This window comes from Chelatococcus sp. YT9 (assembly GCF_018398315.1).
Lineage (GTDB): Bacteria > Pseudomonadota > Alphaproteobacteria > Rhizobiales > Beijerinckiaceae > Chelatococcus.
In genome coordinates this window covers 581626-594545 of sequence record NZ_JAHBRW010000002.1, presented here as the reverse complement: position 1 = coordinate 594545, position 12920 = coordinate 581626, and the positions used below count along the sequence as shown (strand labels likewise).

Sequence of the window (12920 nt, the reverse complement as noted above, 5' to 3'; positions counted from 1 at the left end):
CAGGCCCGGCATGGGCGCTTATGCCGGGCGTGTTGATCCAGTCGTCAGCGCGCGACGACTTCCTTTTCCCAACGCTCTTTCCAGGCATCCATCTTGGGAACGATCTTCTTCCAGTCCGCGATGAGAAGGGAGCCGACGACATCCTCTCCATAAGGGACGTTGATGCCCTTGAGGTCGAGGCCGGCGCGCGCCGGGGTATAGCCGAGATCAGACGCATAGGTCGTCTGGCCGTCCACGCTCAGAAGATGATTGACGAATTTCTGGGCGAGTTCCGTGTTCGGGCGGCCCTTCACAACATGCACCGTTGAGACGAGCGCGATCGCGCCTTCTTTTGGCACCGCGAAGCCAAGACTGACGCCTTGTTTGTTGGCCCAGTCAACCCGGCCACGCAGCCAGCGTGAGATGATAATCTCATTATTGCGGAAGAGGTCCAGCAACTGAGGGTGCTGGCTGTAGAAGACCGGGATATGCTTGCCGAGTTCGGCCATCTTCTTGAAGCCCGGATCGATATTATCCTCATTGCCTCCATTGAGCTTGGCCATCAGCACGAGAAGCTCGATATTGGCGGCATCAAAACCTGTGGTGCTAACGGCGCCGTCGTATTTGGCATCCCACAGATCGAGCCAGGATGAGGGCGCGGGAGTGACCTCTTTCGGATTATAGGCGATCCCATATTCTCCGAAATTCGTAATGACGCCGTAGTCAGAAAAGCGGGCGCGCGGATAGAGCTTATCGAGATTGGTAACAATCTTCGGATCGATTTTCTCGAATGCTCCCTGAGCTTCGCCACGGTAAGCCCAGGCCATATCGGCGTGGACAACATCAATTTCTTTCGCCATTGCCTTGGCAAGCCCATCAGCACCGGACGCCGGAATGAAAGTCACTTTGACGTCATTGTCCTTCTCGAACTGAGCAATGTTCTTCTTGAGTGCCTCGGTATAGGCGCCCCCAAAGGCACCCACCACGAGCTCTCTCGTCTGCGCCTGCGCGGACAGGGTCGCGGCCAGCGAAATAGCCATGGCTGCCAGAAACTTTCCCATCATGTTCCCCTTGCTGGAAGGCTTATCTTGTGGCGCAATGTATTGGATTATTATTGAATGTTCAATATGAAAAATCCCATTCATACGCGGCCCGCAGAGCGAAGTGGTCCGTTGTCCAGCTGAAGGCGCCTGCCGGAAATGGAGTTTCGCAAAACGCCCATGAGGCAGCGAACTGCATGTCAGCGACATGCAGCCGCTGGCCAGCCTATGAACACGACGAGAAATGGTTTGGCGAGGTTCTCGGACATGCCTGGCGGCCGCCGATGAAAATTCGGTGCGGCTAGAGGTCGAGTGAAAGTAATAAGCTCAGCCCGAGAGCGCCTGCAGTGTCTCTCGGTTGCGTTGGGCGATAGCGCGAGAACACGCGAGTCTCCTGGGCGCCTGAACAAGGCGTACGTGCCGACGAGATACACTGGGAAGCTTCATGTCCACATCAGCGCGCTTTGAGACCAGGTGCGCATGCGCGCTTTCGTCGAGGCCGACGCGGCGAGGAGCGACGCCCGCCTGCCGTTGCAGTTATTAGACCGGTCCGGGGTGGGCGGGTGATCGTGAGGCTGGTGACCAAGGCCCGTCCTTATGCGGCCCGAGCAGAGAACGCGGAGCTTCTAGCGAGCCCTGAGCCAGCGTGCCGGACGAATCTCTCATGAATGAAACAGATCAGCCGGCCTGAGCTGAAGGTCAGTTGCCGTTGTTCGATCAGAACCGGGAAAAAGTTGTTAGGAGATGGCGTGATGAGATTGAGAGGGTTAACGCTGTTGTGCTTGAAGTCGGGACTGTCGAATGCGACGCGAACCGCTTTGATCCACTGTGCGCTCAAAAGGCCGAGGCACCAACGAGCGCGCATTCTGCGCTCGCTGGTGACCAGGAGACGTGTTGTTCTTACGCGCCGGAGCCTGTGCTGTCGACCTCGCCGCGCGTCCTCCAGAGAGAATAGCCGACGCCCGCGGAAATAAGGGCAAGCGTGACGCCCAAGCTGACGGCAGGCGGGAACTTGCCACCGTCCATGACGAAGTCGGCCACGAAAATCTTCAGGCCGATGAAGACGAGCACGGCTGCGAGAGCGTATTTCAGATAGTGGAATCGATGAACCATGGCGGCCAATGCGAAATAGAGTGCACGAAGGCCGAGGATAGCCATGATGTTGGAAGTGTACACGATGAAGGTGTCCGTCGTGATCGCAAAGATAGCCGGCACGCTGTCGACGGCGAAAACAAGATCGGCAAGATTAATGACAACGAGGGCCAGGAACAACGGGGTTGCTGCCGTCACGATCCGTCCTGTTTTCGGGTCCGCCACCTTGACGAAGAATTGCTGCCCGTGGTGTTCGCGCGTGACACGCATTCGGTTCGAGATAAACTTGACCGCTGTATTGTTCGCAATATCCATGGGCTCATCGCCCGCGAAGAACATCTTCACACCCGTAAAGATCAAGAAGGCAGCGAAGATATAGAGGACCCAGTAGGCCTCCTGGACGAGTGCCGCTCCGCCCGCGATCATGACGCCGCGAAGGACAATGACCGCGATAATGCCCCACAGGAGCGCGCGATACTGGAATTTTGCTGGAATAGCGAAGTAGGAGAAGATCAGGCTGATCACGAATACATTGTCGATGGACAGCGCTTTCTCAATGAAGAAGCCCGTAAAATACTGCAGCCCGGGTTCGGGGCCCCGAGCGTACCAGAGCCATAGGCCGAAAACCATGGCAACGCCGATATAGAACGTCGAGAGCTTCAGGCTCTCACCTATTCCCATCTCCCGATCCTCCTTATTGAGGAAGCCGAGATCGAAGGCGGTGAGGGCGACTACAAGCACGACGAACGTCAGCCAGAACCAAGCGGGGGTCCCAAGCCAGTCAGTAAAAAGGAAATCCAACGAAACGCTCCTCTCGATGAATGAATCGATCGGAACGAACGAACCTGGGCAGCCTGAGTAACCGACCGTCGCGGCATCGGATCATTCCGATGCGGCCGACATCACGAGGCAAATGCTCTCGCCAGAGGGGCCCGGTCCGCTGATCTCTAGATAGCCGGTATCGCGCGACATTACAATGACGATCGGGAGGTCAGCCGCGGGCAAGGCCGGTTTGGCGGGCCCGCGATGCCGGCGCCATTCCGCGTCAGCCGATGGATGGCGCTCGTTGCGCCTCATCCTTCCGGTCTTCCAGATGGCCATTCGGGGCCGTCGTGCGGGAGAAACTCGCCAGCTCTGCCCGTTCCAGTTCACGGAGACCGATGGCGAGGCTTGCGCCCCACACAAGATGGGCGGCGAGCATCAGGCGATTGCGGCGGCTCGGATGGCGAGTGGCTATGCGCAGAATGCCGGAGGCCGGGATCCAGCCGAGATAACTCGCCGTCCAGACGGCGGCCCCATAGATCCCTCCCGCCGCGGCATTGCGGCGGCGCGACACGACGGCGAAGAGCGCGCCGCTTGCCGCGCCGTAGAGGAAATGGTGGAGGAGCGTCGTGGTCGAGATGCGCATGCCGAAGTTCGGCAGATTTTCGCTGAGTTCCCGGGGTGGCAGGGGATACCGCTCCTGAGGCGGGAGACGCCGGTGCATCCGGCTCATTGCAGATGTCATGGGCAGCGTTGCGGCAAAGCCGGCCAAGGCGCCGAGCAGCATTTTTTCTGCGAGTGCGTTCATGGTTCGTCGTTCTCTTGCGCTTGCGCGGGTGAGGTCGCGACGAGAGCGAGTGCCATCACGCCATATGCGAGGATGATCGACGTCGGCGAGACCACCTTCTCCCAGCCAGGTGTCAGCCGCTTGGGTACGATCCCATAATCAACCAGGGCAGCGAGCGCAGACACGCCGGCGGCGTCAATCAGAGCTGGGCGGCCCGGCCGAAAGCGCCTCCACAGCTGGAAGATCGATGCCCAGAACACAGAAGCGCTGTGATGCGTCACAAAACCGAGGAGTGTGTGCGATGTGTCAAGCCTTCGAACAGAGCCCGCTGTCTCGCCGTGATACCAGTGGCTGGTGGAATTGACCGGTTCGACCGCGTCGCGCCCTTCTATCCGGGCCAGCAATGCGAGGACCGCTGTCGTGGCGATGCCAACTGCAGTTCCCGAAACCAGGGCGTTGGCCAAAAGCGAAGAGCTGGTGTTCCCCTCTCGATCAATGCCCGGTCGGCTCAGGCTGGGCTTTCGTCCGACTTCAGCGCTATCTCTAGGTGGCATGATGCGTCACCGCCTCGATCTTGTTGCCGTCCGGATCCGTGACGAAGGCGCCGTAGTAGTGGGCATCGTACTCGGGCCTCAAGCCCGGCGCACCAGCGTCGGCTCCACCATGGCGCAAGGCAGTCGCGTGGAATTCGTCGACCATCGCCCGGCTTCCGGCGGCGAAGGCGATATGCACGCCGTTTCCAGCCGAGGCCGGTCGGCCGTTGACCGGCGTCTCAAGGCTGAAGAGTATTGATGAAACACCGTAATCGGCCGACTCGTCCGAGGCTTTGAGCAGCCGAAGACCAAGGGTCTCCAGCACTGGATCATAGAAGAGCCGGCTTCGTCTGACGTCGCTTGTCCCGACGGAAACATGGTGGATCATGGCAGCCTTCCCTTGGCGCTTCCTTCACTCGCCCCCGCAGATCTTGGCCAGCGCGGCTATTGCCGGACCATTGAGCACGCAGCCGTCCGGTGCGAATTGGGAGCCGTGGCAGGGGCAATCCCAGCAATGTTCAAACGAATTCCACTGCAGATGGCAGCCGAGATGAGTGCAGACTGCCGAGTGTTGATGGACGGTGCCGTCCTCGGCGCGGTACGCCGCGATCTTGCGAAGCCCGTCGCGTATAATCGCCCCCTGGCCAGGTCTCAGTTCGTGCACGGAAGCGAGCTCGCCAGGCGCGAGATATTGCGCGACGTTGGCGATCGCGGTCATATTCTCGCTCACGAAGGTGCTGGCGGCCTTCAGGGGCTTGCGGTTTGGATCGTACACTGCAGCGAAGGGGTTGTCTTGGCCAGCGATAAGATCGGGAATGACGAGGCTGGCAACCACCCCATGAGTGATGCCCTGGCCGGAATCCCCCGTGCTCACGAAAATCCGCTCGGTGCCGGATTCTCGTCCGATAAAGCCGCAATAATCGAGTGTATCCATGACCTGCCCTGACCATCGGTAGAGTTCCGGCCCGAGCGAGGGCAAGAGGGTCCTGATCCAGCTTTCCAAGGCGCCGAAGCGGGCCGGCGCATCGTCGGCCTCGCCGGTCTTGTGGTCCTCGCCGCCGACGATGAGGACCTCCTTGCCATCTCTACCGGAGGTCAGGCGTACGTAATGGTAGGGCTCTGCTGTGTCCCAATAGAGCGCGTCGGCGACCGCGCCGCGCTCTATTTCGAACCCCATGGCATAGGTGCGGTAGGGGGCTTGTTTGGTATGCAGCGAGACCAGATCGTGGATGGGGGAATTGGTCGCGACGACGGCGTGCGCCGCTTCGACCTCATGCCCGGACTCAAGTCTGACACGGACAAGGCCTTCTTCTTCTGACACCTCGGTGACTGGCGAGAAGGGGTGCAGGGCCCCGCCCGCCTTCACGATCGCCTCGGCCAGGCCGCGCAGATACTTGAGAGGGTGAAAGGTCGCCTGGTCCGGGTAGCGTAAGAAGGGCCGGTCCTCGAGCGTTTGGAGCGGCAGGCCTTCCCCGCGCTCCACCGTCACACCGATCTCAACCGCGGCTGCGATCTCGTCCTCGAGGACGCTTTCCTCACTATTTGGATCGAGGAAGAGCAGGCCGTCGAGCCTGCGGAACTCGCAGTCAATGCCAAGTTCCCGTTGGATCTGCTCGATCCGATCGACCGCGTCGCTCTGGCTCGCCTGAAACCCGCGTGCCAGCTCTTGGCCGCGCATGGACAACAGTTCCGCGAGGGAATCATCGCAGATGGGTGCGAGATGCGCCGTCGTGCGGGCCGTCATTCCGCCAGCGATGGCACCACGATCCAGGACGACGACGGAGTGTCCACGCCGCGAAAGCTCATACGCGACCGAAAGACCAGCGATGCCCGAACCGATGATGGCAACATCCGCCTTCGTATTAGCCGCGAGAGGTAGAGCGTCAGGCGCGACCGCCACGTCCATCCAGACCGACACGCTGCGTTCGTTTATGACATTCATCGCGCTCTCCGCCTCCGTAAGGCTGCAACGCGCGCGCACCCGCGAAGTTCAAATTGTTCTGAAGTGCGGCTGCGGAGAAAGAGCGGCGGCGTGATCGAGGCAGGTCAAAACCGTCGAACTCGGGCGTCGCCGCCAGCGCTCACGTGCTTGTCGGAGGGAGGGCTACCCCGGCATTCGCCGAGACGCTCGCTCGAGGAGGAGGTTAATTTGAGCTCCTATGCGGCCGGCTCGCCGCTGGCGGGTACCTGTGGGAACGGTCTGCTCAGATAAGGCGAGTTGCGCCAGCCAAAACGCCATGGTTGCTCGCGTGCCCGACTGATCCCGATGCGAGGGCCAACGGCGATCTCTGGTGCCCGTACGCGATCGTTGACCGAGAACGGATCTTTGTCCACGCGCATGGCGTTATGGTGCGCATCGATTGCCAAAGCCTGAGCCAGGCGGCCGGGACCGCTGCACAACGCCCGGGCCGTTCCGCGCCGCTGCATCATCTTGTCCAGACCGGCTGTCGGTTCGAGAGCCCGCAACAGCACCGCGCCGCCGGATCGGGCCACGATGTTCAGGCACCAGTGCAGGCCGTAGGACCTGTAGACATACGCTGTGCCGGGTGGTCCAAACATCGCTGCATTCCGCGGCGTCAGGCCGCGGAAGCTGTGGGATGCGGGATCGTCGCGGGTATAGGCCTCGGTCTCGACGATCCTACCTCCGACGCCGTCCACGAAGAGGAAGACACCGATCAGCCGCGCGGCAAGCTCAGGCGCCTCGCAGTCGAAAACTGACGACTCGAGCGGTGTGGCACCGTCGCTTGCCAAACAAGTCACTCCGGAGCAGCGATGCTGCGCGTGATCAAGCGGTTCAGGCGATCCGCAAATGCGCTCGCGTCGCTCGGGCGCTCGCCGTCAAGCGCGCGGGCGGAGTCGAGCAGCAGATGGGCGATATCCGTTCGGATGGCCTCATCCCGCACGCCCGCGAGCGCGGTAATCGTGGCGTGCCGCGGATTGACCTCAAGGACGGGTTTTGCCGCGCTATCGCCCCGTCCGGCGGCGCTCAGCAGGCGTTCGAACTGGCGATCGGGGCCGCCATCGGGAGCAACGAGACACACCGCGCTCTCGGTCAGCCTCTCGGAGGGGCGGACATCCGCAACCTCGTTGCCGAGAGCAGCCTTCATCGCGCCGAGTAGGGCGCTCACCTCCTCGCTCGCCTCCGCAGCCGCAGGCGCCTTGCCATCAAGCAGCGGAATCAGACCGAGATCAGCCGCTCCTTGGGTTACTGACTTGAAGGGCTTGCCCTCGTAGTCCGGCGCGGCCGAGACCCAGAAGCTGTCAACGGGATCGGAGAGCAGCAGGACCTCGATGCCGCGTGCGCGGAAGCCTTCGAGCTGGGGTGAAGCCGCAATCCGCGCGGCGTCGTCGCCGGCGATGTAGTAAATCGCCGTCTGGTTTTCCTTCAGCGCGGCGGCATAGTCCTTGAGGCTCCGCCAACCCTCGCCCGAGGCCGTGGTCCGGAAGCGGGCGAGATCGAGAAGCTGCGCGCGCCGCTCGAAATCCTCGTAGAGCCCTTCCTTGATGACGGCGCCGAAATTTTCCCAGATTTTCGCAAAGGCGTCGGCGTCCTGCTCGGCGAGCTTGGTCAGGTCCGACAATACGCGTTTGGTGACGCCCTTCTTGATCGCGCCGAGCAGCGGGCTGTCCTGGATCATCTCGCGGGAGATGTTGAGCGGCAAATCGGCCGTATCGACAATGCCCCGCACGAAGCGCAGATAGCGTGGCATCAATTCGGCTTCATCCGTGATGAACACGCGCTTCACATAGAGTTTGATGCGGCCCTTGCGGTCGGCGTCAAAGAGGTCGAAGGGGCGGGCGCCCGGCACGAAGACGAGGGCCGTGTATTCGTGTCGTCCCTCGGCGTGCATGTGGATTGTCGCAGCCGGCTCGTCATACTGGCTGGCGACGCTGCGATAGAAATCGGCGTATTCGTCCTTGGTGATCTCGCTCTTCGGCCGTGTCCAGAGTGCTGCGCCGTCTACGAGTGCGGTCTCCTCCGCACCCGGCTTTTCGATCAGCGCGATCGGGACCGGTACATGCCCGGACTGCTCACGCACGATGCGTTCCAGCGTCCAGCGCTCGGCATAGGTTTTCGCGTCCTCCATGAGCTGGAGCTTCACGCGCGTGCCACGCGCGGGCGCGTCCTCCAGCGCAACCGGGGCGACCGTGAACTCACCCTTGCCGTCCGAGGACCATGACCAGGCCTCGTCGCTGCCGGCGCGGCGGCTGACCACCTCGACGGCGGAGGCGACCATGAAGGCCGAATAGAAGCCGACACCGAACTGACCGATGAGCTTCGCCTCCTCCTTGCCCTCTCCCGCTTCGACACGCTCCATGAAGCTGCGCGTTCCGGAGCGGGCGATGGTCCCAAGCGCTTCGATCATCTCGTCACGGCTCATGCCGATGCCATTATCGGATATGACGAGCGTGCCGCCCTCCGGATCAGCCGCTAGGGCGATCGCGAGCTTCGGCTCCTCACCAAGGAGCTCCGGCCGGGCGATCGCCTCGTACCGCAGCTTCTCGCAAGCGTCGGCCGCATTGGAGATCAGCTCGCGCAGGAACACATCCCGGTCGGAATAGACCGAATGGACCATCATATGCAGGAGGCGGGAGACGTCGGCTTCGAAGCTGCGGTGCTCTGTGGTCTGGGTCATTGTTCGAATTGCTCAACGATCTGTGCGGCCGAGGAAGGATGACGATGCGCGAAAGTCTGGAGCGATAGCCTTATGACACCCGGCGCGCCAGTGTAATTTTAATCATTGGCGAGACGCTGGGGGGCAAAGCGCACGCGCGGCGACGAGAGGGGAAAGGCCGTCCCGTGCCTCGGGACGCCCTGCCGCCCGCCCGCTGAGGAAGCAAATGATGGGAGCAATACCTCCTGGCTCTTGTCGGATCGGGCGTTTTCATTGCCATCGAACGACACGGGCGCCGCGGCAAGGCGGCGTCCGGTCGATGAGCGATCAGTAGTCCATGCCGCCGGCAGGTAGCGCCGGAGCCGCTTCCTTCTTCGGAAGTTCGGCAACCATCGCCTCGGTGGTGATCAAGAGGCCTGCGACCGAGGCGGCATCCTGGATCGCCGTGCGAACGACCTTGGTCGGATCGATGATGCCGGCTTTGACCAAGTCGCCATACTGGCTGGTCTGGGCATTGTAGCCCCAAGCATAATCGTTCGATTCCAGCAGTTTGCCGATCACGACCGAGCCATCCTCGCCGGCATTGTCGACGATCTGGCGGGCAGGGGCGGTGATGGCTTTGCGAACGATCTCGATGCCCGTACGCTGGTCATCATTGGCCGGCGCAAGACCGTCCAGAGCCTTAACAGCACGCAGTAAGGCGACGCCGCCGCCTGGCAGAATGCCTTCCTGCACCGCAGCGCGGGTGGCGTTGAGGGCGTCGTCGACGCGATCCTTCTTCTCCTTGACCTCGACCTCGGTCGCGCCGCCGACGCGGATCACGGCCACGCCGCCCGCGAGCTTGGCAAGACGCTCCTGGAGCTTCTCACGGTCGTAGTCTGAGGTGGTCTCCTCGATCTGCGCCTTGATCTGCGCGACGCGGGCCTCGATCTCTTCCGTCCTGCCGGCGCCGTCGACGATCGTGGTGTTCTCCTTCTCGATCCGGACCTTCTTGGCCCGGCCGAGCATGTCGAGCGTGACGTTTTCAAGCTTGATGCCGAGGTCTTCGCTGACCGCGGTTCCGCCGGTCAGAATGGCGATGTCCTCCAGCATGGCCTTGCGGCGGTCGCCGAAGCCCGGCGCCTTGACGGCCGCAATCTTGAGCCCCCCGCGCAGCTTGTTGACGACGAGCGTGGCGAGTGCCTCGCCCTCGACATCCTCGGCGACGATCAGCAATGGCTTGCCGGTCTGCACGACCGCCTCCAGGAGGGGCAGCATCACCTGGAGGCTCGAGAGTTTCTTCTCGTGGATCAAGATGTACGGATCCTCGAGCTCCGCGATCATCTTTTCGGAATTGGTGACGAAATAGGGCGAGAGGTACCCGCGGTCGAACTGCATGCCCTCGACCACGTCAAGTTCCGTCTCGGCCGTCTTTCCCTCCTCGATGGTGATGACGCCTTGATTGCCGACTTTTCTCATCGCCTCCGCGATCATCTCGCCGATGGTGCGGTCACCATTCGCGGAGATGGTGCCGACCTGCGCAATCTCCTCCGATCCGGTAATGGTCTTCGAGTGCCTGCCGAGCGAGCCTGTGACCGCCTCGACCGCAAGATCGATGCCGCGCTTCAGGTCCATCGGATTCATTCCGGCCGCCACCGCCTTGGCGCCCTCTCGAACGATCGCTTGGGCAAGGACCGTGGCAGTTGTGGTGCCGTCGCCGGCCGCGTCGTTCTGCTTCGAGGCCACCTCGCGCACCATCTGGGCGCCCATGTTCTCGAAGCGGTCGGCGAGTTCGATCTCCTTGGCGACAGTGACACCGTCCTTGGTGACGCGAGGCGCACCGAACGACTTCTCGATAACGACGTTGCGGCCTTTGGGGCCCAGCGTGACCTTCACGGCATTCGCCAAAGTGTCAACGCCGCGCAGCATCCGCTCGCGCGCGTCCTGCGAAAACTTGACGTCCTTCGCAGCCATGATTCCTCACTCCTTCAGACTTGAGGTTTCAGGTTGATGGATCAACGAGGCCCCCTCAGGCAGCCCGTTTATGAGCGGCGGTTACTTCGACGACGCCCATGATGTCGCTTTCCTTCATGATCAGGAGTTCATCACCGTCGATCTTGACCTCGGTGCCGCTCCATTTGCCGAAGAGCACGCGATCGCCGGGCTTGATGCCGAGCGGCACAAGCTTGCCTTGCTCGTCGCGTGCGCCTGGTCCAACAGCGACTACCTCGCCCTCCTGCGGCTTCTCCTTTGCGGTATCGGGAATGATGATGCCACCCCTGGTCTTCTCCTCGGCGTTGATACGCTTCACCACGACGCGGTCATGCAGTGGCCGAAACTTCATAAGTTCCTCCAGTTTCGATGTCACATGTCAAAGCCGGCAGGCCCTTTGAGGCGATCGCGGTGAGGTCCGCGGGCCGAGGCACCTGCCGCGAGATGATTTGGTTTGCCGCATTTTCGCCTTCAAGGGGTTGGCAGCACTTTTTTCAGGTGAGTGCTAAAGCTATGAAAACGCAGAGAAATTGAACCTTCTTCGCGATCGCCGCGTTGGGACATGCACGGCCATAGCAATGGTGAGAACACGGAGCTGAAAAGGAATGGCTTCAATGGACTTTGCCCGCCAGATCGCGGGCTACGGACTGACCACCGCGGGTATCCTCTACCGCCTGCCCGACCACCCCGCGATCCTCCAGGAATATATCTGGCAGGAGTACGACCTCGCGCCTCGCTTCCCGGAGCTCAACAAGTTCCTCGCATTCTGGCAGGCCGAACTTGAAGGTCAGCTCTTCCGGGTTACGGTGACCCACAAGGACCTGATCGGCCCAGCCGACCTGAGGCCGATTGGTGAGGAATTTCAGCTTCACTGACGGTGATCGAGGCGCGCGCTGCCGCAGACCGTCTATCGGGTAAAGGGCACGTCGCCGGACGCTGAGGGGACGGGCCGGTTGAGCCGGAACGAAGGCGCAGCCGACCGATCCATGCGCTGCTGGCGGGCAGACTGCAGGAGGGCGGTGCCGCGGAAAGTCAGTAGCGAAGGAAGCGACACCTGAGCTGGCGCTTTCAGCGGACTCTCACAAATTTGATCTGTGGAGCAACGGGCGTCGCGTAGGATGTTCCGGGGACTGTGGGAGTGAACAACATGCACCAGACAACGGGTGGGGAGAACGTTTTGCAGGAAGGAACGCGGCGCCTGACGGCCAGGGATTTCCCCCCGGAAATCCTCGAGCTTTATGATTTCTATGCCCACGGCAAGATCAGCAAGCGCGAGTTCCTCGACAGGGCCGCTCGCTTTACGGTCGGCGGCATGACGGCCGCCGCCCTGCTGGCCACATTGAGCCCGAACTACGCGCTCGCTCAGCAGGTGTCGTTCACCGATCCCGATATCGTCGCCACTTACATTACCTACCCCTCGCCCAATGGCCATGGCGAGGTTCGCGGCTATCTGGTGCGACCTGCCAAAGCTGAGGGCAAGCTACCGGCGATTGTGGTCGTCCACGAGAATAGAGGCCTCAACCCCTATATCGAGGATGTCGCACGGCGCTTAGCCAAAGCAGGCTTCATTGCATTGGCGCCCGATGGGCTCACCTCGGTCGGCGGCTATCCCGGCAACGATGAGAAAGGTCGCGAGCTCCAGCAGAAGGTCGACCCGACCAAACTGATGAACGATTTCTTCGCGGCAGTGGAATATCTGAAGGGCCACGAGGCGTCGACCGGCAAGGTTGGCATCACCGGCTTCTGCTATGGCGGCGGCGTATCAAATGCTGCGGCAGTCGCCTATCCGGAGCTCGCTGCAGCGGTGCCTTTCTATGGTCGGCAAGTCCCCGCAGATCAGGTGGCGCGCATCAAAGCTCCACTCCTGCTGCACTACGCTGGAAACGACGCCAACGTCAACGCCGGCTGGCCCGCGTACGAGCAGGCCTTGCAGGAGCACGGCAAGACTTACGAGGCGCACATCTATCCCGGCACCAATCACGGTTTCCATAACGACTCCACGCCGCGCTACGACGAAGCGGCAGCCAAGCTGGCGTGGGAGCGAACTATTGCCTGGTTCAAGCGATATCTCGCCTGAGTGGTGAAGGGCCACGGACGGAGCCCCCGGTTTGTCAAAACCGGGGGACAATGTGCTCACGAT

The 12920-nt window shown here is 61.7% G+C and carries 12 protein-coding genes; 2 read left to right on the top strand and 10 right to left on the bottom strand.

The window, feature by feature from the left end; genetic code table 11:
• Window positions 1–44: 44 nt before the first annotated feature.
• The 10 genes from KIO76_RS22780 to groES all read right to left on the bottom strand — a co-directional run bounded on the left by KIO76_RS22780 (window position 45) and on the right by groES (window position 11132).
• A complete protein-coding gene (locus tag KIO76_RS22780; protein WP_213325875.1) occupies window positions 45–1043 on the bottom strand; it encodes an ABC transporter substrate-binding protein in 999 nt (332 codons plus the stop codon).
• An 876-nt stretch (window positions 1044–1919) separates the two neighbouring features.
• Window positions 1920–2912, bottom strand: a complete 993-nt coding sequence (locus KIO76_RS22775; protein ID WP_213325874.1) for a TerC family protein — start codon at window positions 2910–2912, stop codon at window positions 1920–1922.
• A gap of 244 nt (window positions 2913–3156) precedes the next feature.
• The gene (locus KIO76_RS22770; protein ID WP_213325873.1) at window positions 3157–3681 is read right to left on the bottom strand and encodes a hypothetical protein; all 525 of its coding nucleotides are present in this window, start codon (window positions 3679–3681) and stop codon (window positions 3157–3159) included.
• Window positions 3678–4214 carry a hypothetical protein gene (locus KIO76_RS22765; protein WP_249730007.1) on the bottom strand — a complete coding sequence of 179 codons (537 nt, stop codon included), beginning with the start codon at window positions 4212–4214 and terminating at the stop codon, window positions 3678–3680. The genes KIO76_RS22770 and KIO76_RS22765 overlap by 4 nt, the downstream gene beginning before the upstream one ends.
• Window positions 4204–4581 (bottom strand): VOC family protein, encoded by a 378-nt coding sequence (locus KIO76_RS22760; RefSeq protein WP_213325872.1) that lies wholly within the window; start codon window positions 4579–4581, stop codon window positions 4204–4206. Before KIO76_RS22760 ends, KIO76_RS22765 begins: the two co-directional genes overlap by 11 nt.
• Window positions 4582–4605: 24 nt before the next feature.
• The gene (locus KIO76_RS22755; RefSeq protein ID WP_213325871.1) at window positions 4606–6135 is read right to left on the bottom strand and encodes an FAD-dependent oxidoreductase; all 1530 of its coding nucleotides are present in this window, start codon (window positions 6133–6135) and stop codon (window positions 4606–4608) included.
• Window positions 6136–6350: 215 nt separating this feature from the next.
• The gene (locus tag KIO76_RS22750) at window positions 6351–6944 is read right to left on the bottom strand and encodes a DNA-3-methyladenine glycosylase (protein WP_249730006.1); all 594 of its coding nucleotides are present in this window, start codon (window positions 6942–6944) and stop codon (window positions 6351–6353) included.
• A 5-nt stretch (window positions 6945–6949) separates the two neighbouring features.
• Window positions 6950–8830, bottom strand: a complete 1881-nt coding sequence (gene htpG, locus KIO76_RS22745) for a molecular chaperone HtpG (RefSeq protein WP_213325869.1) — start codon at window positions 8828–8830, stop codon at window positions 6950–6952.
• A 306-nt stretch (window positions 8831–9136) separates the two neighbouring features.
• A complete protein-coding gene (gene groL, locus KIO76_RS22740; RefSeq protein WP_213325868.1) occupies window positions 9137–10762 on the bottom strand; it encodes a chaperonin GroEL in 1626 nt (541 codons plus the stop codon).
• Between the two features lie 55 nt (window positions 10763–10817).
• Window positions 10818–11132, bottom strand: a complete 315-nt coding sequence (gene groES, locus KIO76_RS22735; protein ID WP_213325867.1) for a co-chaperone GroES — start codon at window positions 11130–11132, stop codon at window positions 10818–10820.
• 253 nt (window positions 11133–11385) lie between these two features.
• On the opposite strand from groES, the gene KIO76_RS22730 reads away from it, so the two are divergent.
• Both KIO76_RS22730 and yghX read left to right on the top strand, forming a co-directional pair.
• Window positions 11386–11655 (top strand): usg protein, encoded by a 270-nt coding sequence (locus tag KIO76_RS22730; protein WP_213325866.1) that lies wholly within the window; start codon window positions 11386–11388, stop codon window positions 11653–11655.
• A 272-nt stretch (window positions 11656–11927) separates the two neighbouring features.
• Window positions 11928–12857 (top strand): YghX family hydrolase, encoded by a 930-nt coding sequence (gene yghX / locus KIO76_RS22725; RefSeq protein ID WP_213325865.1) that lies wholly within the window; start codon window positions 11928–11930, stop codon window positions 12855–12857.
• Window positions 12858–12920: the final 63 nt, after the last annotated feature.